Origin of the sequence: Mesobacillus zeae, from assembly GCF_003570705.1 — a bacterium.
Lineage (GTDB): Bacteria > Bacillota > Bacilli > Bacillales > Cytobacillaceae > Mesobacillus_C > Mesobacillus_C zeae.
Map to the genome: position 1 here is coordinate 60,493 of NZ_QWVT01000002.1, position 22,380 is coordinate 82,872.

At 42.3% G+C, this 22,380-nt stretch carries 18 protein-coding genes and 1 riboswitch; of the genes, 4 read left to right on the forward strand and 14 right to left on the reverse strand.

From position 1 onward, the window contains the following. Positions 1-49: 49 nt before the first annotated feature. The 4 genes from D1970_RS00780 to D1970_RS00795 form a co-directional block, all read right to left on the reverse strand. A complete protein-coding gene (locus D1970_RS00780; protein ID WP_119110978.1) occupies positions 50-1,126 on the reverse strand; it encodes a Ger(x)C family spore germination protein in 1,077 nt (358 codons plus the stop codon). Further along, positions 1,123-2,211 carry a GerAB/ArcD/ProY family transporter gene (locus tag D1970_RS00785; protein WP_119110979.1) on the reverse strand — a complete coding sequence of 363 codons (1,089 nt, stop codon included), beginning with the start codon at positions 2,209-2,211 and terminating at the stop codon, positions 1,123-1,125. The genes D1970_RS00780 and D1970_RS00785 overlap by 4 nt, the downstream gene beginning before the upstream one ends. A 20-nt stretch (positions 2,212-2,231) precedes the next feature. After that, the gene (locus tag D1970_RS00790) at positions 2,232-3,740 is read right to left on the reverse strand and encodes a spore germination protein (protein ID WP_119110980.1); all 1,509 of its coding nucleotides are present in this window, start codon (positions 3,738-3,740) and stop codon (positions 2,232-2,234) included. A 644-nt stretch (positions 3,741-4,384) separates the two neighbouring features. Next, positions 4,385-5,641 carry a DUF445 domain-containing protein gene (locus D1970_RS00795; RefSeq protein WP_119110981.1) on the reverse strand — a complete coding sequence of 419 codons (1,257 nt, stop codon included), beginning with the start codon at positions 5,639-5,641 and terminating at the stop codon, positions 4,385-4,387. A gap of 621 nt (positions 5,642-6,262) precedes the next feature. On the opposite strand from D1970_RS00795, the gene D1970_RS00800 reads away from it, so the two are divergent. From D1970_RS00800 to D1970_RS00810, 3 genes are all read left to right on the forward strand, one after another. After that, positions 6,263-7,786 carry a glycine betaine uptake BCCT transporter gene (locus D1970_RS00800; protein ID WP_119110982.1) on the forward strand — a complete coding sequence of 508 codons (1,524 nt, stop codon included), beginning with the start codon at positions 6,263-6,265 and terminating at the stop codon, positions 7,784-7,786. A gap of 220 nt (positions 7,787-8,006) precedes the next feature. Next, entirely contained in the window at positions 8,007-8,129 is a 123-nt protein-coding gene (locus D1970_RS23315) for a YrhK family protein (RefSeq protein WP_374978526.1), read from the forward strand. Positions 8,130-8,681: 552 nt separating this feature from the next. Next, positions 8,682-10,832: a sensor domain-containing protein gene (locus tag D1970_RS00810; RefSeq protein WP_119111074.1), complete on the forward strand. Its 2,151-nt coding sequence runs from the start codon at positions 8,682-8,684 to the stop codon at positions 10,830-10,832. Positions 10,833-10,871: 39 nt separating this feature from the next. On the opposite strand, the gene D1970_RS00815 is transcribed toward D1970_RS00810, so the two are convergent. From D1970_RS00815 to D1970_RS00845, 7 genes are all read right to left on the reverse strand, one after another. Further along, complete coding sequence (locus D1970_RS00815) at positions 10,872-11,528, reverse strand: potassium channel family protein (protein ID WP_119110983.1); 657 nt, start codon at positions 11,526-11,528, stop codon at positions 10,872-10,874. A gap of 9 nt (positions 11,529-11,537) precedes the next feature. After that, positions 11,538-12,878 carry a TrkH family potassium uptake protein gene (locus tag D1970_RS00820; protein ID WP_119110984.1) on the reverse strand — a complete coding sequence of 447 codons (1,341 nt, stop codon included), beginning with the start codon at positions 12,876-12,878 and terminating at the stop codon, positions 11,538-11,540. A gap of 29 nt (positions 12,879-12,907) precedes the next feature. Next, on the reverse strand, positions 12,908-14,188 hold the full coding sequence (locus D1970_RS00825) for an ArsB/NhaD family transporter (RefSeq protein WP_119110985.1): 1,281 nt from the start codon (positions 14,186-14,188) through the stop codon (positions 12,908-12,910). Between the two features lie 165 nt (positions 14,189-14,353). Next, positions 14,354-14,502, reverse strand: a riboswitch (cyclic di-AMP (ydaO/yuaA leader). A 184-nt stretch (positions 14,503-14,686) separates the two neighbouring features. Next, a complete protein-coding gene (locus D1970_RS00830) occupies positions 14,687-15,430 on the reverse strand; it encodes an amino acid ABC transporter ATP-binding protein (protein ID WP_119110986.1) in 744 nt (247 codons plus the stop codon). Between the two features lie 10 nt (positions 15,431-15,440). Then, the gene (locus tag D1970_RS00835; RefSeq protein WP_119110987.1) at positions 15,441-16,106 is read right to left on the reverse strand and encodes an amino acid ABC transporter permease; all 666 of its coding nucleotides are present in this window, start codon (positions 16,104-16,106) and stop codon (positions 15,441-15,443) included. Positions 16,107-16,163: 57 nt separating this feature from the next. After that, complete coding sequence (locus D1970_RS00840) at positions 16,164-16,943, reverse strand: transporter substrate-binding domain-containing protein (RefSeq protein WP_119110988.1); 780 nt, start codon at positions 16,941-16,943, stop codon at positions 16,164-16,166. A 101-nt stretch (positions 16,944-17,044) separates the two neighbouring features. Beyond that, a complete protein-coding gene (locus tag D1970_RS00845) occupies positions 17,045-18,880 on the reverse strand; it encodes a hypothetical protein (protein WP_119110989.1) in 1,836 nt (611 codons plus the stop codon). Between the two features lie 151 nt (positions 18,881-19,031). Here D1970_RS00845 and D1970_RS00850 point away from each other — a divergent pair, with 151 nt between their 5' ends. Beyond that, the gene (locus D1970_RS00850; protein WP_181213369.1) at positions 19,032-20,048 is read left to right on the forward strand and encodes a lysylphosphatidylglycerol synthase domain-containing protein; all 1,017 of its coding nucleotides are present in this window, start codon (positions 19,032-19,034) and stop codon (positions 20,046-20,048) included. A gap of 47 nt (positions 20,049-20,095) precedes the next feature. Here the strand turns inward: D1970_RS00850 and D1970_RS00855 are convergent, their stop codons facing one another. The 3 genes from D1970_RS00855 to D1970_RS00865 form a co-directional block, all read right to left on the reverse strand. Next, positions 20,096-20,872 (reverse strand): sulfite exporter TauE/SafE family protein, encoded by a 777-nt coding sequence (locus tag D1970_RS00855; protein WP_119110991.1) that lies wholly within the window; start codon positions 20,870-20,872, stop codon positions 20,096-20,098. 96 nt (positions 20,873-20,968) lie between these two features. Then, positions 20,969-21,196 carry a sulfurtransferase TusA family protein gene (locus D1970_RS00860; RefSeq protein ID WP_119110992.1) on the reverse strand — a complete coding sequence of 76 codons (228 nt, stop codon included), beginning with the start codon at positions 21,194-21,196 and terminating at the stop codon, positions 20,969-20,971. A gap of 37 nt (positions 21,197-21,233) precedes the next feature. Continuing rightward, positions 21,234-22,358: an MBL fold metallo-hydrolase gene (locus D1970_RS00865; RefSeq protein WP_246370213.1), complete on the reverse strand. Its 1,125-nt coding sequence runs from the start codon at positions 22,356-22,358 to the stop codon at positions 21,234-21,236. Between the last annotated feature and the right edge of the window lie 22 nt (positions 22,359-22,380).

Sequence of the window (22,380 nt, forward strand, 5' to 3'; positions counted from 1 at the left end):
CTTTCGCCCAATTAATTTCAAGTCGATTCTACTAATGAAATTCCCCCCTTTATTCTGTCACTCCTGATTGGATTATTTTCACATCTGCGGTTACCTGAAAACGTAGATGTTTATACGATTCTGCCCACTCTTTATCATTCCACTTTCTGGTATGAACTCTACCGAATTTCCTTAGACCTAAAGGATCTGTACCCTTGGCTATGAACCTTTCTATAAGTTTAGCTGCCTGTCGTTCCAATTCTTCTTCCATTACACTCTCTAACTTTTGTACTTCTTTTGGATTTTCAAGGTTTTTTCTTTCTGTAAACTCTTGAATTTTACCTTTCACTTGAATACGGGCATCTATAAATGGATACTTGCTGTTTCCCTTCATTTTGTACTTTGTTTTCGCTTTAATGTTTTCTATAACGGCATAATTATCAGGTGTTCCTGGAAGCTTAAATTGATAAGTTCCCCGATAGAACTTATCTGTCAGTACTTTGAATATGAACAAATCTTTCGCTGTGATGGAATCGACCATCGTGTATCCTTTAAATAATGCTATACCATCTATTTTCAAAATATTCCCTTTATTTGAAACGATCGGCAAGTATGAATCCCTTGCATCATCGTAAAGCTGGTTTAGAAATAAATAGAGGTTTGTCTCTGGTAGAATTCCATATGTTATGTTTTGCTCAATCAAAGATGGTAAGTAATTTGAAATTCCTTTTTCTTTGGTATAGGAACCCCTCAGAATTGTCTCAGCCTTTCCGTTTGATATTGCCAAATAAATCAAGTTCCCTACGTTAGGCATTCGATTCATCGTATCTAATATTTCTTTTAATCCTTTTTTCGCCAAATCCTTATCGAATACTATCACTCTCAATTGGCCAAGTTCCAAGGGCTTTGAAGATTTTTCCGATGCTAGTGCAAGGATTTGCTTACTTGTTTTGCCTGATGCTGTATAGATTTCTGGTTGTCCTTCTCCTTCCTTTGTGTAAGTCGAAATTGCAAAGGTTCCTTTCAGATTATCTTCTTCTAAATCATATGCAGCGACTTGAACTAGATCAATGTCGTCCACAACCTTGGTTTGATCACATCCAGTCAGTAACACACCTATTATCAGCCAAACCATCCATCTCTTCATGTTTGTCTCCTGAATTTTATTTGCAACGATTGAATTAACCACAACACGGGAAGATAAATGTATACAATGATAAAGCCACTCTTACCGACCCAAGTACTGATTAGATTAACTTTATTTCGGTCATCCAACAATATTGTCAAAATAAAAATGAACAGAATCAGGATTGGCAAAATATATTTTTGTTTCATCCCAAATGTCTCTCTCATCCCGCGGCTCACTCCCCATAATGTAAGTACCACGTTAGGCAATATTACAAATGCCCAAAAAGAAATTAGAATATACTCGAATCGTTCTATAAAAGAAAACTGTATGATCTTGCTCATGCTTAAATAGGCCCATATGGCACTTGCAAGCTGTTTTTCACTAAAAAATACTAGCGATAATATCATGAGGTACGTGTATACTGCGGTCGTCACTAACGCACCATAGTGTGCGAATTTCTGTGACTTTTTTGGGTTTTTAATAAAGGTATAATAAACAAGCAACGTTTCAAACCCAAAATAGCTAAACAAGTTCCCTTGCATTCCCTTAATGATTTCTTTAAACGAATGCTGCATTATTGGAAATAAGTTCCGAAAATCAGCAAACTGTAACGGAAAGAAAAAGGTAAAAGCAAGCGTGCTCGGAAGTAAAACACCAAAGAAGCAAATTCCAGCTACAACGCGAAATCCTCCCGACACGATGTAATAACATAAGATTAAAAAAATACCGACAAGAATCCAAGTCGGCATAATTGAAAACATCCAAACCTGCACTACCTCAATATAGGTACGCAATATTGTCGCTCCAGTAACCAAAAGATAAAAAAGAAAAATTAGACTGAATGCTCCACCAATCCATTTTCCAAATACATCATGATGAATCGCCACAATATTACCTTTGCCTTGATTTAGAATCTTATAAATCATCCAGATCATCACATTGATTGATAATCCGGAAAGAAGGGTACTGATCCACGCATCGTTTCCCGCCAGTTTTGCACTGATTCTTTCAAAACCCAGCAATCCAACTCCAATTTGCATGGAGTTTACCAAGAAAAAAACCATGTAAGGGGAGATTTGATATTCAATAGGAACTTTTTTCATAAGATCCCTCCATTTGTGATTTAATCATCGAAATCACTTCGTGGTGATGTCCTATTTTTCTTTGCTTTTTCTGAGTTAAAGCGGATTGGCTGTTTGGCACTTGCTGCCAAAGGACGTCGGTTCATTGAGATAAGCGGCATACGGATAATACTGTCTTTCCAGTCTGAAAGCCTCGTAGGATAAAACGGAGATAAATAAGGACGTCCCAATGATTTTGTACGTAACAAATGAGTCAAGAGAAAAGCGCTGGCTATGACAATACCTAGTAATCCAAGCAACTGCGCAGCGAAGATAAATGGAAAACGAATCACTCGAATTGTATTTCCCATACTATATATTGGAGTTGTGAATGATGCCAGGGCTGAAAGAGCAATAATGATAATAAGCACATTACTTGTAAGGCTCGCTTCTACTGCAGCCTGTCCAATAACAATCCCCCCCACTATCCCTACCGTTAATCCCACCTTGGTAGGCAGACGAGCCCCTGCCTCTCTCAGCAATTCAATGACTACTTCTAAAACTAGCGCTTCTATTACTGGGGGAAATGGTATTTTACTCCTGGAAACCACAAGAGTTTCAAGGAGCTCCTTTGGAATGAGCTCATAATGATACGTTATAATAGCAACATATAAAGGAGTAGTTAAAACGGAAAATAAAACAGAGAATACCCTTAATGCTCGGAAGAAAGAAGCTACAATCCAGGGAATACTGTAATCTTCTGCCGTTGAAAAAAACTCAATCAGTGTGGTTGGGAGTGTAATAACAAAAGGCGATCCATCAACAAGCAAAGCAATCTTTCCTTCAGCTAAAATAGCTGCCACTCGATCGGGGCGCTCTGTGCTGATGAATTGCTGGAACATAGAATTTGGGTTGTCTACAATAGTACGTACTAAGTAGGAACTATCAAAAACATGGTCTGTTTCAATTGAACTCACTCGTTTTATGATTTCTTTTACATTTTGATCATTTGCGATTCCCTCAATATACACAACAGCAACAGCTGTATTTGATAAATATCCCACTTCCAATTGTTCTACCCTCAAATAGGGGGTTAAAAGCTTTCTCCGCAGCAAGTTCAAGTTGGTGTCTAACTTTTCGACAAATGCTAGCTTTGGTGCCAGGATGTTGAATTCTATTTCTGGTTTTGTAATATCCCTACCCTCTATTTTGGATATATCTATTAACAAACATGACGAATCGCTTTCATTAAGCTGAATGAGTATATATCCGTTTAATACACTTTTCTGAATAACCTCTACTTGTTCTGTCACTTTTGAAGTTCCGAACGACAGGACTGCTTGTACGTCTTGTAGTGAGCTAAAAGATCTTCCGCTTAAATATGATAAGACATCTTGATGTAAGATATTCGCATCAACTAATGTCCGAAAATATGAGATCCTTATAGACAGACTGTTAAAAGGGGGAGAAAGCGTAATAAAATCCTTGGATTTTTTTAATATTTGAAAAAGACCCTGCAAAGAATCTATGGACTTAGCAGGGTTAACAGGTTTTTTTTCATGTGATTTCATGGCAGTAATACCTTCCCTTTCCAAAACTATCCGATACTCTTTATGTTAGTCAAAAGGCAATCATTTTAAACTTAATTAAGAGAATAGTGAAAGGGTTCGTGTCATAGACCGCAAATCAGCATGCACAGAGGAATATTTATGGGGAGCAGGAATAAAGAATACTTTTGAGTGCGAATGGCTCAAGATTCCATTAATAGTCAATCCCTTTTCCAAGGGGGGGAGGTTCCAACTTAGGGGGCAATATGTATTGAGTTGGTTTGGATTATTATTCATTTTTCTCTTTTTTTCCGGCATAAAACATTGAAAAGGTAATTGTTTACTCTTGTATTACTCAACTTTCCCACAGATAAAAACCACTTTATTCATTGATACTTTTGGTATAGCTATTCATTAATAAGTTGACATAGACTAAATAAACATTCATAAGGTTTCCCTCGCAACCCAAGCATGAAAATAGGTCTTAATCCCGGAACTTCGCCCCATACTGGCTATTAGCTACAGACAGGAAGTAATACGTGGCATTTAAGGTGGTTCGCCCCTGAAAAATAAACTGTGAGGAGATTATTTTCACAGAAAAAAAGCACCTCATCCTGGTATAGGTGATTAGAGAAAAAACACTACCAAGTAGAAGAGGTACTTCTTAATTAAAAAAATGTTTTAAACACCGTAAGAACAAGGCCGATGAAAAAGCCGCAGACAGCACCGTTCACACGAATCCATTGCAAATCTTTCCCAATATTGTTTTCCATCATATCAATCAATGTTTCAGTATCATACTTATCAAGATTTTCTTTAACAAGCCGTCCGATTTTCGAATGGTTTTTTTCAATCGCATCAACAACTTGTTTATGAACCCATTCTTCAATCAGCGTGATGCGTTCCTCATTCGCTTTTATGCTATCGATAAAACGGCATATTACAGGATTTACGTATACTAGTACAAAGGACTCTCCTTCAATCACACTCAGAAGACGGCCCTTGGCGCTTTCGAGGAATTTTTGAATCTGTCCGGAAATTTCAAGACCTTCAACAACCTGTCCTTTCCATTCATTTATATCAGCCATAAGGTCCTGACGCGCCGGCAGGTTCGTGATTTCTTCCTTGGTCCTCTCGAGTATCAGCTGGCGATATGCGTTATCATGTTTACTGACATTCCTGATCCTGTTTTGGATGAAGGTTTGCAGCATCTGGCCAATCTTTTCTTCATTTACGAGCTGGCTAAAGGATTGAATCGCAAACTTGAGCAGTCCATCTGCCTCTGTTGTTTCGATAAGCTGTTTACCCATTTTTCCAAGCGCAAGTTTGGACTCATCTTTCGCAGCCCATTTCCCTAATTCCTCGAGCACATGGTCCATTGCTTTTTCATCATATTTTTTCTCAAGAATATGATTTGTCGCCTTCTCAATCACAGATCCAGCATCGACCGAAGACATATACGATTTTAATTCCTTTTCAAGGGGTGGAGCGAGCTTTTCTGTATCAACTGCCTTTACAGCTTCACTGATCAGTGTTTGTAGCGCCTTTTTTACAGTGCTCTTGCCAAGTTCACTCTCAATGATTTGCAGCACTCTTTCCGTAAACTGAATCTGGGAAATCTTCCCCATGATACTCTCTTTCGTGAGCCATTCCTCTTCAATCATTCTTGTAAGGGATCTGGTTACCCTGTCACGGTTATTAGGCAGCAATGCTGTATGGGGAATGGGGATTCCCAGCGGATGGCGGAACAATGCAGTTACCGCAAACCAGTCTGCAAGGCCGCCCACCAGGCCTGCCTCAAACCCACCTTGAAGGAGTCTGCCCCAGAAAGAATCATGAAAGGGGATGGTCATGAGGAAACCTGCTCCCATGACTGCAAGCGATATACCTGCAAGGTACCTTGATTTTTTCTCTTGTTTCACCATATTTGCTCCCTCGATTGCTTTTTAAAATAAGGCTGTGCATTTGAAATTCTCCCTTTTTCAAGGGATCCAGCCTTTTATATTATATTCAAACAGCTTTTACCCTGTAAAGCGAACAATATGTCCACCATTAGCCTTCGGTAAGAAAAAAATATTATCCCTGTTTATTCCTTTTGTCACAGCGATGCAAGCGCCTACACCCAAAACAGCCTAAGCAGCTATACCTGTCCCTTTCTTCTTTCTTTTGTTACGATAGAATGGAAAGGAGGCTTGAAAATCTATCACTCTGCCAAGCAGAGACCCGGCTCGGGGGAAGAATTGCAGGAACGCCTTTCCTATTTTCTGTAACGTTGCTTCAGGAATAGATTCTAATTTCTAATTATTAATGGAGTTTCGCAGCAGCTAGTGCACTGCGGAGATGGCATTTTTCTATGTGGTCGCAACAATGGTAAATCCACTATTTAAAGGTTAACGAAAAACCTCGGTTTTCCTTTTCCCCAACCTAATCACCTTTCGTGCCAAGTTTCCCTTTCCGTGTCTTTGTTTAACTTTTCGGCTGGAACATCAATAGTGAAGTTTAATAATGGATTCCTATGAATCTGAATAAAAATCAGGAGGGATTGGATGAAGAAACTGTCACCAGTATTCGTGGTTTCAGTGATCATAACAATATTATTTATTTTGTGGGGATTGATCCCTGCAGACGTCTTGCCTGTGGGCAATCTTGACCATGTGACGAAAATTGTCCAAGGAGTTATACTGGAGAAATTCGGCTGGTTTTATTTATTGTCAGCTTCGGCTTTTTTAATATTTGCAATAGCTTTGATCTTTTCGCGTTATGGAAATATCCGTCTTGGCCGCGACAGCGACAGGCCCGAGTATAACTACTTAACCTGGTTCGCTATGCTGTTTTCTGCAGGAATGGGTATTGGCCTTGTATTCTGGGGAGTCGCAGAGCCGATGTTCCACTATTATGCCCCGCCTTTCGCTGAAGGGCAGACCCCCGAGGCTGCAAGGGCTGCCATGCGCTACTCATTTTTCCATTGGGGACTCCACCCGTGGGCCATATATACTGTTATCGGCCTTGCGCTTGCCTATTTCCAGTTTCGCAAAGGCCAGCCTGGCGTCATAAGCACGCTGTTAAGACCTATTCTGGGTGATAGAGTAGATGGGCCGATTGGAGTTGCTGTCGATTGCATTGCTGTATTTGCGACCGTATTTGGAGTGGCCACATCGCTTGGCCTTGGAGCGATCCAGATCAGCGGAGGACTTTCCTATACATTTCCAGGAATACCGAATAACTTCAACACACAGCTCGTGGTTATTGCTGTTGCTACCGTGTTGTTCATGCTATCAGCACAAACAGGTTTAAATAAAGGAATTAAGTTTTTGAGCAATATCAATATTGTTCTTGCCATTCTTTTGATGCTGTTCCTGCTTTTCGTCGGGCCAAGTAACTTTATCATGGACCTTTTCACTACAACACTCGGTTCTTATTTGCAGAACCTGCCTTCCATGAGTTTCCGTTTGAGTCCATTTGACCAGGAAATCACATGGTTTCAGGACTGGACCATCTTTTACTGGGCATGGTGGATTGCCTGGGCACCTTTTGTTGGAACATTTATTGCCCGGATTTCCAAAGGGCGGACGATCCGTGAGTTTGTCGTCGGAGTTTTGCTTGTCCCAACCATATTTGGCGCCCTTTGGTTCTCTGTCTTTGGAGGAACGGGCATTTACCTTGAATTTTTCGAGCATAAAGGGCTCATGGACGTAATCAAGACAAATGGCAGTGAAATGGCGCTCTTTAGCCTGTTAGAAAACTTCCCGTTCTCTTCGGTCCTTTCATTGCTTGCAATTTTCCTGATCAGCACATTCTTCATCACATCAGCTGATTCAGCAACCTTTGTGTTAGCCATGCAAACAACAAATGGAAATTTGAATCCTCCCAACAGAATAAAGCTTGTCTGGGGCATTATCCAATCTGCTTCTGCTGCTATTCTTCTTTGGACTGGGGGACTTGAAGCCTTGCAAAGGGCATCCATTATCGCAGCTCTTCCGTTTACAATCGTGATGCTTCTGATTATGGTTTCATTGGCCAAAGCATTCAAAGAGGAAAAAGTGGTACTGGTCAAGATAAAAGAGGAATAAAACAGAAGGCAGCCGCCATGGCTGCCTTTTGCCATAGATCCAATGTAAACAATGGTTTTAGCCCATGCTGACAGGGAATGAGAAGACTGGGCTTGCTTGAAAGAGCATTTGGCCACTCCATTTCGCAAAGGAGGCCATGGCCATGGCAAAACAGGTTGAAAGTCAGCGTTTTAAAATCCACATAGGTTCATATTAAATCAGGTTTGATAAAAACAACGGAATGCTTTGTGCTTTGAATGATTTCACCGTGGCATTATGGTTTCTGGCAGGAAGCGCAATGGTACTCATTGACCCAAGCAGCCGCCTTAAGATATATCTGTATTTAGCGGGCAGCATTTTTTAGGGTATAGGTAAAAGGATATACATATATAGTGAGAATCGGTTTGAAAAGAAGGAGCAACGATGTTCTTCAATCTTGTGCAAATGGTACATATCACCTGCAAGCTTTCACGATAGTCAAAAATCATGCCGAGCTCATCCCGTGCTTTGCTTAAACCTCAAAAAGCGGAATCACTGAATGACTGATCCCCTAGTCTGACCGTCAGACAACAAAATACCGACTTTAACCCTCTCTTTTTTCTCAATACTCCTGGTTTGAGAGCAGCCTGCTGTGGCTGTAATTAAAAGTATGGAAAAGATAAGGTAAATGATTAGCTTTTTTCCCATGTATGAAATACTTCTTTGAATGTTTTCACTATTAACACCTTTAACATCGTCCTCATTCAATCTTTTTTTATATTGTAAATAAAAATTTTTTATGGGAATTTCATTTTCATAAATGTTTCAAAACTCTTTACTGTTCCAATAATGCACCGATATAAAATAGTACTAGGCAAATGACCTAAAATCCATATGCTGTCTCAAAACCCATAAAGAATAAAGGACGGGGTTTTTGTTGAAAACCAATACATCACCGGAATGTTCCGAAACGATTGAACAACTGCTCCATCAAATTAACCTGCTAAAAAAACGGGAAGAAAACCTATTGAAAGATTTACGGATAAAAGAAAATTTGAATGTAAAAATACTTGATGCACTTCCAATCAATATTTTTCTGGAAGATTCATCAGGGCGGACGATCTTTGCGAATGAACAGGTATGCAAGGCTCATGGAATGGAACTTCAAGAAATTATTGGTAAAACGGTATTTGATTTTTTCCCTGAAGGTATCGCTGAAAGTAATCGCAATGATGACCTAAAAGTATGGGAACAGCGAAAATTACTTACACGAGAAGTACTTGCAAGCTTTAAGGGCAGTGAAAGACAAATGTTTTCAGGAAAGACGATCATTACCATGAAAGAATCAGCGGAGGACTATCTTCTTGGGTTTGCACTGGATATTACGGATCGTGTCAATGCGGAAAAGCTTTTGCAAGAGAATGAAGAAATATTCAGGAACTTAATCGAGCAGGCAGCTGACAGTTTTTTTCTCATTGGTCTTGGAGGAAGGCTGGAAAATGTTAATACAATCGCCTGTGAAGTGCTGGGCTACGAAAAAGACAGCCTACTTGAACTCACAGTCGACCAGGTCTTCAGCCTCCTGCCATATAAACTCTCCTTACTCGGAAAAAGCCAGACAGAGAAAGCAATGAAGTTCGAAGATGAAATGATCAGCCATAGCCATGGGAAAATTCCTGTCGATATCAACCTTCAGCAAATCCAGCTAGGTGGGCGTAGCCTTCAATACGCATGGTGCAGGGATATAAGGGATAAGAAAAAGGCTGAGGCGCAAATCCAGCATATGGCCTTCCATGATGCACTTACAGGCCTTCCAAACCGCTGGTTCATCCAGACATATCTCAAGCACTTTCTTGATAAAAAGAAGTTAAACAGCAAACGCCTTGCTATTCTTATGCTGGATTTGGATCACTTTAAAATTATCAATGACAGTCTGGGGCATGAGGCTGGGGATATGCTGTTAAAGGCCGTTGCACTTCGTCTCCAGGAAACGGCGGGGAGCGATAATATTGTTGCCCGGCTTGGCGGAGATGAATTTATCATGCTGATCCCCTGTATAGGTAAACAGGAGGACGCACATACAGTGGCAGAAGAAATCATGGCCGCTCTTAAAGAACCCTTTCATCTGTACGGGCAATGGTTCAGCATCACCGCAAGCATAGGCCTTTGCTTCTGTCCGGACGATGGAACTGATATGAACATCTTGATTAAAAATGCAGACATTGCCATGTACAAATCAAAAGAAAAAGGAAGAAACTGCCTGACATGGTTTACCCCTGTCATGAAGGAGCATGCAATGGAAAGGCTGGATTTGGAAATCGCCCTGCGCCAAGCCATTCAGGCAGGTGAATTCGTCCTCCATTACCAGCCAAAAATGAATATTAAAACCGGGAAGATCTACGGGATAGAAGCACTGATTCGCTGGAAAAAGGGGCCGGATCTTCTCTATCCAGATACTTTCATCAGCATCCTTGAAGAAACAGGCATGATTATCCCTGTTGGTGAATGGGTGATCCGGGAAGCATGCAGCCAATGCGCCCGTTGGCATCAAGCTGGTTTGTCCCATTTGTCTGTCAGCGTAAACCTTTCGGCAAAACAATTCCAGCACCCACAGCTTGATGTGCAAATCGCTCAGATTCTGAAAGAAACAGGACTGCCTCCTTCCTCTCTTGAGCTTGAACTGACGGAGAGCCTTCTGATGGACCATTCGGAAAAAGCAGCAAGAATGCTGAACAACCTTAAATCGCTGGGGATATCAATATCAATAGATGACTTTGGAACCGGTTTTTCTTCGTTAAATTATTTAAAGTATCTTCCTATTGATACATTGAAAATTGATAAGACCTTCATTATGAATTCTGAGCACGACCGTACAAATGCCGCAATCGCCTCAGCAGTTATTTCGCTTGCACATAGCTTAAATTTAAAAGTAGTCGCTGAGGGAGTTGAAACACCTGAACAGCTCGAACTCCTCCATAATGGCCAGTGCAATTATGCCCAAGGGTACTATATCAGTTATCCACTTCAAAAAGAGGATGTGGAAGAGTTTCTTGTTTTCATCCCTCAAAAAGAAAGAGACCCCGAGTGAGGTCTCTTTCTTTTGGCCGCTCCAGCAAGCGAAAGCAGCTTATTCTGTCTTTTCGAATTTCACAAGGTCCTTGTTTTCTCCGATGACGATTAAAACATCATCGTCGTGCAGCTTTTTATAAGGATCTGGAGAAATATCAATTTTGTCCCTCTCTTTGATTGCGATTACTGTAATGTTATACTTCGCCCGCAAATTGATTTCCTTCAGGCTTCTTCCATTCATGCTTCCTGGAACCTTGATTTCTTCAATACTGTATTCATCAGCAAGCTCAATGAAATTCAGGACATTTGGAGCGGCCATTAGCTGGTGAGCCACCCGTTCCCCCATATCCCTTTCAGGAAAGATGACTTTATCCGCCCCAACCTTATAAAGGACTTGGGCATGGTTTTTATTAAGCGCCTTTGCCACAACATGGCTAACGCCCATTTCTTTCAGAAGCAGCACTGTGAGGATACTTGCCTGGATATCATCCCCAATGGCAACAATCACCGTATCAAAGTTCCTGATACCTACGGCCTTCAAGGTTTCTTCTTCTGTAGAATCACCAATAACTGCATGTGTTACGGATTCCTTATGTTCATCGATGTGTGCTTCTTTTTTATCAATGCCGAGCACTTCGTTTCCTTCAGCATATAGTGCTGCTGCTACACTTGAGCCAAACCGGCCCATGCCAATTACCGCATATTGTTTTCGCATGGAATCCTCCTAACCAATCATTATTTTGCCCGCAGGGTAGCGGTACGGATCCTGCTGCCTCCTGAGCGTAACTGCAAATGCAACGGTGAGCGGACCTACCCGCCCAGCAAACATTGTGAACGTAATCAAGATTTTACCTGCAGTGGATAAATCAGGTGTAATCCCCATGGATAACCCAACGGTTGCGAAAGCTGAAGTGCTTTCAAACAAGATGGCCAAGAAATCCTTTCCCGGCTCTGTAATGGTTAAAAGCATCGTCACTGCGAGCACCAGGAAAATGGCACTTAATGTTACGGTCAGTGACTTATATATCGTCTGGGGCAAAACGCGCCTTCCAAAGAAGGCCACATCTTCTTTCCCCTTTATTTGTGCTTTTACAGCGCCGAGCAGGACTGCAAAGGTGGATGTCTTAATCCCGCCTCCAGTTGAACCTGGGGAAGCACCGATGAACATCAGAATAATAGTCAGGAGAAGCGTTGACTGAGTAAGATCCGCAATGTTCAATGTATTGGATCCCGCTGTCCTCGGGGTTATCGCCTGATACAGCGAACCGAGAACTTTGCCTGTCATCGATAGCGGCTCCAATGTTTTCGGGTTATGATATTCCAGGAAAAAGATCATAACAGTTCCTATTGTAATCAGGCAGCCGGTTACAGAAAGAACAAGCTTCGAGTGAAGGGAAAGCTTGCGAGTAGTTCTGTACTCGTAGAGTTCGTTCATGACAATGAAACCAATTCCCCCGAGAAAAATCAGGCCAGAGACAGTCAATGACACAATCGGGTCATCCACATAACCGGTTAAACTGCGAAAATCACCCATTAAGTCAAAACCTGCATTGTTGAAATTAGAAATTGAATGAAAAAAACCATTGTATATAGCTTTGCCTAACGGCATATCAAAGGAAAACCTGTATGAAAGCAGAACAGCACCTGTTGTTTCAATCAACGCAGTAAAAATCAGGATTCTCCTGACCATCCGCACAATGCCTTCTACAGTCAAATGGTTTAACGACTCCTGAAGGATCAGCCGTTCCTTTAGCGATATTTTCTTCCCGAGGATAAAGGCAACAAGTGTTGCAAAACTCATAAACCCTAGGCCGCCTACCTGAATCAGTGTAAGGATGACAATTTCTCCAAAAGTGGTAAACGTACTGCCTGTATCCACTACGACAAGCCCGGTCACACATGTTGCTGATGTAGCGGTGAACAAGGCGTCTATCCCACGCAGACCATTTCCGTCAACAGTCGCAACTGGTAGCATGAGAAGAATAGAACCTAGCAATATTACTGAAGAAAAGCCAAGCACCAATATTTTTGGCGGGTCGAGTTTGATTCCCCTTATTTTTTTCATTTTTTTCTCCTTTAAAGTAAGCTGCTTTTTTAAACCAAATAGGAAAAGTATAGATAGACTGTAGCAATAACGATTGACAATATCATTAACGGAAAACCAACTTTTAAATAATCGATGAACGTAATCTTGTGACCCTCAGCGGCTGCCAAACCAGCAACCACGAGATTTGCGCTCGCCCCTACCAATGTTCCATTCCCACCTAGGCAGGCACCAAGCGAGAGGGCCCACCACAAGGGTTCAAGATTTGTAATACCCATGTTTCCCATCTCTTTAATCATTGGAATCATTGTGGCGACGAATGGAATATTGTCGACAAATGCTGACACGATGGCACTCATCCATAGAATCAGGAGGGTGGTTGGCTTCATTTCTCCTCCTGTCAATTCCATTGCCTTGTCCGCCAGCATGCTGATCCAGCCTGTTTCTACAAGCCCGCCGACCATGATAAATAACCCGACAAAAAAGAACAATGTGGTCCATTCAATTTTCTCCAACGCCGCATTTAGGTGCTCCCTTCCAGCAAGAAGTAAAAGGAAAAACGCTCCTGCCAAGGCGATGGTCGCTGTTTCGATATGTATAAATTGGTGTGCAAAGAACCCGGTAATGGTCAGTGCTGTTACAGCAAGACTCTTTTTAAGCAGTACAGGATCCTCAATTTCATCAAGAGCGTTCTTTTTTAACAGTTCACTTTTCTTCTGTTCTGTTGTCCGCAGCTGCTTTCTATACAAAATAGAAAAGATGGCAATCGTTACAATCAAAATCAAAAAGCAAATGAATCCAAGATTTTCAATGAAAGAAAGAAAAGTCAGCTCTTCTACAGAACTCCCAATCATAATGTTTGGCGGGTCGCCAATCATTGTAGCGGTTCCGCCAATGTTCGATGACAGAATCAGGGAAATCAAAAAAGGAAGCGGCTTTATGTCCAACTGCCTTGCAATGCTGATTGTCACGGGTACAACGAGCAATACGGTTGTTACATTGTCAAGAAATGCAGAAGCAGCAGCTGTAAATAAATTCAATACGATGAAAATATAGAGTGGATTTCCTTTCACAAGCTTAGCCAGCCAGACAGCCATGAAAGAGAAAAGACCCGTCCTCGACATGATGGATACAATCACCATCATCCCAATCAAAAGGCCGATCGTATTGAAATCGACATGGTGTATAGCGGTTTCCTGGTCGAGCACACCTGCCATAACCATTGCAAGTCCGCCGAGCATAGCAATGATAGTCCTGTGAATCCTTTCCGAGATGATAATGCCATAGGCAATGATAAAGATTCCAAGTGCGATAATAGATTGTGTTTCCAATTCCCTCATCCTTTAGCATCGATTAATTTTAGTATGAAGCTGTTCCTCGCGAATTATGTTGAACTTCAGCAATTCGCAGGGTTTTATAACAAAATAAAAAAGCCCGCAGAGGCTAAAGTCACTAGCCTTGCGGACTTGAAACTACAAATGTCCCACAAGCATGGCTCTTACTCTCCTGCACGCCTGCGAGGTTAGCTGTCGGATTAGGGCCCGGAAAATGGCCCCGCCTTCTTATCAAGGCTTCACCCCATGACGGTCATAAAAGCCCGCCATTTTGGTTCCCCCGCTCCAAATGGATTAAGCGATTCAATATAAAGAATGAATGCTGTTATCATACTCTCATGGCAGATAAATGTAAAGCAGGGAAATATGTATGTATTATCGCTGTATAGCAAATTTCGGTCAATTCTCTGCAGTAAAAGAGCTCTATCTTATCATTGCCCCATTTTTCTTCAAATCAGGCAGCAGGGTTTTGACACCGCTGCTGCCTGATTGTTATTATTTTAATGCTGTTGTCTTAAGGAACTCCTTTGTTCTCTCTTCCTTAGGATTTGTAAAGAAGTCATCCGGATTTGCTTTTTCAATGATCCTCCCCTCATCCATGTATACAATCCAGTCTGCCACTTCCCGGGCAAATCCCATTTCATGAGTGACCACAATCATGGTCATACCCTCTTCAGCGAGCTCCTTCATGGTGGAAAGGACTTCCCCGACCAGCTCGGGGTCAAGTGCGGAAGTAGGTTCATCAAACAGCATAATATCAGGCTTCATCGCCAATGCCCTTGCAATGGCCACCCGCTGTTTCTGCCCTCCGGAAAGTTTGCTGGGATACACATCCATTTTGTCATCTAGCCCAACCTTCCCAAGGAGTTCTTTCGCTTCCTTGACAGCCTGTGCTTTCGGAATCTTTTTCACATGGATAGGTGCTTCAATGACATTTTCCAGTACAGTCATATGAGGAAAAAGGTTGAAATGCTGGAACACCATCCCGACTTTCTGGCGGACCTCATTCACACTATCTTTCTTGAAATCCACTTCCTTCCCTTCAAGAACGATGCTTCCGCTATTTTTCCTTTCAAGGTAATTCAGGCAGCGGAGCAAGGTGCTTTTTCCCGATCCGCTTGCTCCAATAAGGCAGACAACATCACTTTCATATACAGTTATATTGATATCCTTAAGAACATGAAGTTCGCCAAAGCATTTATTTAAATTATTGGTTCTGATCATTTCTTTTTCAGTCATACTGCTCCTCCTATCGGTCGCTTACGGCCAATTTCTTTTCAATACTGTTGACAACCCAGGTGAGAAGGGCCACAAGCAAAAGATAATAAATGGCGACTATTATCAAATATGTCATCTCGTCAAAATTATTCGATCCGAGCGTTGTTGCCACATTGAACAGTTCATTCATGGAAATGAAAGCAGCCAATGAGGAATCCTTCAAACCAATGATAAACTGGTTGCCAAGCGGAGGCAGCGACCGTCGGAAAGCTTGTGGAAGAATAATTCTCCGCATTGCCAGGCTTTTCGTCATACCGAGAGACCGGCCCGCTTCCATTTGGCCCTGATCGACCGCCTGTATGGTCCCTCTGAAAATTTCAGCAATATAGGCCCCGTTATGAAAAGCGAGGGCAAGAGCAGCAGCCCAGAAGTCAGGAATGAGAAAAATACCGCTGATACCGAAATAAAGGATGAAAATCTGGACAATCAACGGAGTTCCTCGAATCAAGTAAACATAAGCATCCGAGATATATCCAAGAATCTTTATGTTTGATATTTTCAGAAGGGCAAAGAAAAGTCCGATTACAATTCCAAAAATGATGGATACGACAGTCAGTTGAAGTGTCAGCATCATCGCATCGAAAAATAAGTTCCTGCTGTCAAGCAGTGTTTGAAACACATGTCCAAAGCTAGGCAAATCCACAACACCCCTTCCATATATGAAATACTTCCCGCTCTATTTGTTTTTTTGATGTCATTCAGGCCTGGCTGTGATATCCTGGCCAAAGTACTTTTTGCTTATTTTTTTCAACGTTCCATCTTTCCTTAAGTTCTCCAAGGCTTCGTTCACCTTTTTATGCAGCTCCGGGTTATTCTGAGAGATTACGACAGCTTGCTCGCTTCGCTCAATCAGCTCCCTCCCGTCAATGACAAAACCTTCCTTTTTAGCGCTTTTGCCAGTAACGAAGTCGGTAATGACCGCATCATGCCTCCCGCTGCTTAAGGCTTTAAGCGCAGTAATATCACTGTCATACATCTTCACGTCATCCGTGAATTTTAATGCTGTGTCTGCGTAGGTTGAACCTTTTGCAACTGCCACTTCTTTCCCTTTCAGGTCCGATGTTGTCTTAATGGGGCTGTCAGGCCTTGTGAAAATTTGCGGCCCGGAGTAGTAATAAGGCGTGGAAAACAAAACGTGCTTGCTGCGCTGAGGATTGATGGTGTGGCTCGCAACTGCTGCATCAGCCCTTCCTGTTTTCACTCCTTCAACAATTCCCTTGAACTTCATTCTTTTCTGCACCGGTTGTAGTCCCATTTCCTTTGCGAGTGCCTCCCCGACTTCGATATCAAAGCCTGACATCGATAGATCGTCTTTAAGATAGCTGAAAGGCTTGAATTCTCCGGATGCAGTAAACACAAATTGACCTTCATTGATAAGTTCCGTGCCGTCATCGAGCTGGTCTTTTTCAGCGCATGCGGACATTAAACCAATCAATAAGGCCATACAGCATATTTTTAATAATTTTTTAGGCATTGCATTTAGTTCTCCCCTCTCCCTTACATGTCTCTATTTTTAGGCTTGTGTGTATTTACCCGTTATAAAGCTTGCTTAATCATTGAATCAAGAATTACTTTTTAAATATCATGATCACCGGTTTGTTTATCATCAAAATGAAACGAATGGAGACATTCCAGAAAATCCTTAAAAAGAAGCGATGATTCCCCTTCTTTTTCCCCATTCCCGGAAATGCTTGTCTTGATTCCCTTGCTCCATTCCTGCAGGCTGTCATTGTTAGGACTGTAAAAGTACACTCTTGTTTTTCCCTTTCCATCGCTTGTAACCCTCTGAATTAGGACTGTGAGTTTTCCAATCTCTATTCCTTCCCTGTTGTATATCAAGATGACAGCAGGCTGCGGAAGCCCTGTTACAGCTCGGACCTGTGACGATGGATGGTAATGCTGATAAAACTTCTTTTCAAATTCATCTTCTTCGTCCGCTCTGATAAAGCCCTTCCAGATACCTGTGACATAAAAACCAGGATGGACAGCTTTTTGAGGATATCTCTCTGTTTCACCGCTGCGCCTAACCATTTCATCACGGATGGCGAGCAATGGGGGAAACATGAGCAAGGAAACCACATCGATATTTTCATGGTCCTCAAGCTCTACCAAAGGCAATCGGGAGGAGAGGATGCTTTTGCCCTCAAACTCCAGTGATATCCTTTCAGTGGACAGAAGCTCAAGGAGAAGCTTGATTAGAAGCGTTGGCTCCTTCTGGGACCAGTAGCTCATTACGGCGGCAGGCTCACAAGCCGGATTGAACCCTTGCCCGACACCGAGCGGCTGGCCTAGGATACTAATTGCAGCTGCAACTACTGCAGAAGAATGCGGGGAGTGATCCCATTCAGCACCTGAGGCTTGTGTATTTTTTTTACATGCCCAGTTGTTCAGCTCATCGAGAAGAGATTTCAAGTCAGGGGTTAAAATATCTCTTTGCAGGAGCCGCATCAATCCGTAAATACACTGCCTTGTTTGATAGTTGACTGCGGAATCGACCAATTTCCTGATTAAGGGAAGATTGTTCCTTAAATTGGTTTTGGATTGCTCATCGATGCATAAAAAGGACTGAATGAGATAAGGCTTTTCTTTATTAATGTACATTAGGAAAACAGCATGGTAAACGGAGACTATACCCGTATTTTCCATCGTTGTTCTTAGCTGAAAAGCTTCCTTTACAAGAAGCAGATCGCTGCAATTTCCCAGTGCTTCTTTATAACCGCTTCCGAAAGATGCTGACAAACTAGAAGGTGCATGGAGAGACCTGTCTAATACCGCCCAACCGCTTCCTGCTTCTGCCATCATTCCGGTAAGCCTTTTTGTTTTTGTGATCATTTGAATGATTTTTTTTACCACGATAGGCCTTTGAGACGCGAGATTTTCTATTTCCTTTTGAATGGACTGGAATACAACCGGCGAAAAGCAGTTGTCTCCCACAAAGCTAACTACTTTTCTGGCAAGTTTTTCTTCATGGAGAAGGTAGATTCTGTTCTCTTCCGTTTCTCTTAAGATCAACAAATCCATATTAAGGAGAAGTGCTTTTGACAAAAATTCGTTACAAGCCTGTGCGGTCATGATTGGATTCGTACCCTTGCCTCTTGCAATGGATAAAATCCTGAGGAGACTCATAATTTCTCCCCCTGCAGTCATCCCTCCTTTACTGAGAGCCGCTCTTACAAGAGAAGGGTTGAGGGATGCAGGATTATTCCAGACCCGGTCGTTAAAAACGCCATCACTGTCAAAATTTCGGGCTTGCTGATAGATTTTCTCAATGCCGCCTGGTTCCTGGGCAGCATTGAAAGCTTCCTGAAAAACAGCGTGCTGGAAAAACCGTTTATGAGAAAGTGAAGCAGCCTTAAACCGGGAATAAGCGCTTTGGAAACCGTCAGTCTTCGTCATTTGCGGTATTCGCATACTCACAATCCTTTCTATTAATTCCTATAAAATAGTTTATTGTCGCAAAATACAAATGATTCCTAAAACAAATTGAATGCCTCAAGTACCACTGTTATTTTCTTGTTCAAAGGTATATAGTGTATGTAGCAATTCGGAAAAGGTGGATTACATGCCTGATTTTAAAAAAGAAAGACTGCTGAAAAGCATTAAAATATTCCTTCCATTAGCATTGCTCATTATTGCAAGTGTTGAGATCCATCAATTTGCAGCTGGCATCCATGTCAGCGTACTGAAAAAAGAACTTAACGAGTTTTCATATCCTGAGCTGGCTACCGTTTTTTTGCTTACCTGCGGTGCAATTGTACCGATGTTTTTTTATGATGCCATCCTTTTGCAGCTTCTGCGGGCAGATATTACGCTTGGGAGGCTGCTGCGAATTTCCTTCATTGCCAACTCTTTTTCCAATTTAATTGGATTTGGGGGCTTTGCCGGCGCTATGCTCCGGACCTATTTCTACGGGCGGTATGAACGTGACAAACGGGTGCTTTTGCGCACCATCGCTTCTGTTTCTCTTTTTTATTTGACAGGTATTTCTTTGCTGTCATGGATGATCGCTGCCGGTTACCGGAACTATCCGCTTCTTGCAGATGCAAAATGGCTCGTACTTGCTGTTTTTGCAGTCAGCCTGTACTTGCCTGCTTTTCTGTTCTTCACATTCCGCCGCTTAAAAGAGGATGGCGCTAATATCATTGATTCGCAGACAGCCATAAGGCTAGTGACCGTTTCATTGTTTGAGTGGATGGCCATTTACGCAGTCATTATTTATATTGCCTCAATCCTCCACCTCCCAGCTGGAGCAGGAAGCCTTTTCCCTGTCTTCGTCATTGCCTCATGCGCAGGAATCGTGAGCATGATACCAGGGGGGCTGGGTTCATTTGACCTCGTCTTTATATGGGGAACTCAGGAAATCGGCATACCTGATGAAAAGGTGGTTGTCCTGCTTTTGCTTTACAGGATAGGTTACCTGCTTCTTCCCTTTATATTTGGTGTCATTCTGCTGATTAAGGAATATTGGGACAAGTGGATTCACTTTCTGGGACGCTGTGATGAGGGAGCCAATATCGCGTTGCTCAAACCTCAGCCTGACAACTCGATTCTTGATAAAGCAAAAAAGAACCGTCCATAACCCGGACGGTTCTTTTACATATGATTGATTCAGCAATCTTTGTTTTCCTAAAGAATATCGATCCAAATTTTCACAGCTGTAGCCAAAATCAGGACAGCGAGCAAAATTTGAAGTATTTTTGTATTGATTTTCTTTCCAGCATTGGCACCAAGCGGTGAAGCAACCAAGCTTGCGACAACCATGATAGCGGCAGGAACATAGTCAACCTGCCCCGTTGCTACTTTTCCTACCGTTGAACCAATGGAAGAAATAAACGTGATTGCAAGCGATGTGGCAATCGTCATCCTTGTCGGAATCTTGAGGACAACCAGCATGATCGGCACAAGCAGGAAAGCGCCCGCAGCACCGACTATTCCCGCGCCAATCCCAACAATAAAAGCTAATACTGCAGCAAGCCATTTATTGAAAGTGACCTGGTCAAGCGGAATATCGTCAATCCCTTTTTTAGGGATGAACATCATAATTGCCGCAATCAATGCCAATACTCCATAAACAAGATTGATCCCGCTTTCCGGCATGAACCTTGATCCATAGCTGCCAATAAAACTTCCTGCAAGGATGCTGGCACCCATATAGATAATAAGCGTTTTATTGAGGTAACCGCCTTTTCGGTAAGCCCAAACGCCTCCGATGGTCGCAAAAAACACCTGTACTGCGCTTATTCCCGATACTTCATGTGCACTGAATGCGGCGATCCCGAACAACGGCGGGATATAGAGAAGCATCGGGTATTTGATGATTGAACCGCCGATGCCAACCATGCCCGATATGAATGAACCGATGAACCCAATCAGAAAAATGATGGTAATGAAGGCGAAATCCATCGTGTTTCCCCCCTAAAGTTTGCACTTCCTGAATAGTAAGCTAGCGGTTATACAAGAAGTCCAATCGTTTAGAGAAGGGGATATACCCCTCCTCTATTATGCTTTCTCTATCCAAAACTTATAAACTCCATCTTCCTCTGTTTGTTTCACAAGCTCATTTCCAGTCGACGCTGCCCATGCGGCCATGTCTTTTATGGATCCTTTGTCCGTTGTGTGAATTTCAAGCACTTCTCCTTGTGCCATTCCATCCATCGCTTTTTTCGTCCTTACAACCGGCATTGGGCACGCAAACCCTTTCGCATCCAAAAATTTTGCTGCTTCCATATTGATCTCCTCCTGATTTTATCTTTTTATAGAATGGCTACCTTACCGCACAACGATTCGGCCCAATTTCCATTTCCCTCTGCTGTTCCAAATCAGGGTTGATTTTACCCATATTGGCTTCGCGGATTTCCTGATATGCGTTTGGTTGAGGTGGAAGATTCTCTGTGACGAGCCTCCTGAACTCTTCCTCATTTTCAATGTTCAATCCGTGATTTTCCGCAAACAATGTTCCTAGTTTTTCGGAAACACTTCCATCATCATTCAATTCTTCAATGATCATGAAATGGGCTGGAAGAACAACTAGTTCATCTGATAGTTTTCTATAGCGCTTATACAGAGATTCGCGCAAGTCCGTTACCCAGTCCTGTGCTTTTCCGGCAAGGTCAGGACGCCCGATCGAATCGATGAACAGAATATCTCCTGACAAAAGGTATTTGCTGTCAATGACAAAAGAAGTTGATCCTATCGTATGCCCAGGGGAGTATAAAGCCTGGATCATGATACTTGTGCCACCGACGGTTACTTCAATGCCATCTGTCAGCTTCTCATATGGAAAGGTGACTTCTTCTGCATCTTTAGGAGGTAGCCAGTAAGAACCGCTTGCCGCCTCCGCAATTTTTCTTCCGCCTGAAATGTGGTCTGCGTGCAGGTGGGTATCGAAAACATGCTTGATGACTGCTCCTTTTTCTTTTGCAAATTCCATATAGACGTCAGCCATCCTTGTAGCATCCACAATGGCGGCTTCACCTTTGGAGAGAACCATATAGGAAAGGCAACCTTTGCCGATCCGCACAAATTGATAGAGCTCACCCCCGTCTTCCAAATCGGCGATTTTAACTGGCTGAAGATATTCGCTCCAAGCCTTCATTCCCCCTGAAAGGTATGAAGCATTCTGGCCGACCTCATCAAGCATTTCAGCCACCATGACCGAAGAACCTTCCTTTGCGCAGACTACAAGCACCTCCCTGTCCTTCGGGATTCTATCAAGAATACCTTCCACTCCATCAAGGAGATCAAAATAAGGAATATTTAAATAGGAGAAATTCTCTCCTTCAATTTTCCAGTCAATAAAGTCACTTTCGTTTCGCACATCGAGAATGAACAGCTCTTCTTTGTTGAATATTTTTTGGGCAACTTCTTTTGAAGCCATTGATTTTATCATTTAATTACCCCCGTTGGTATTT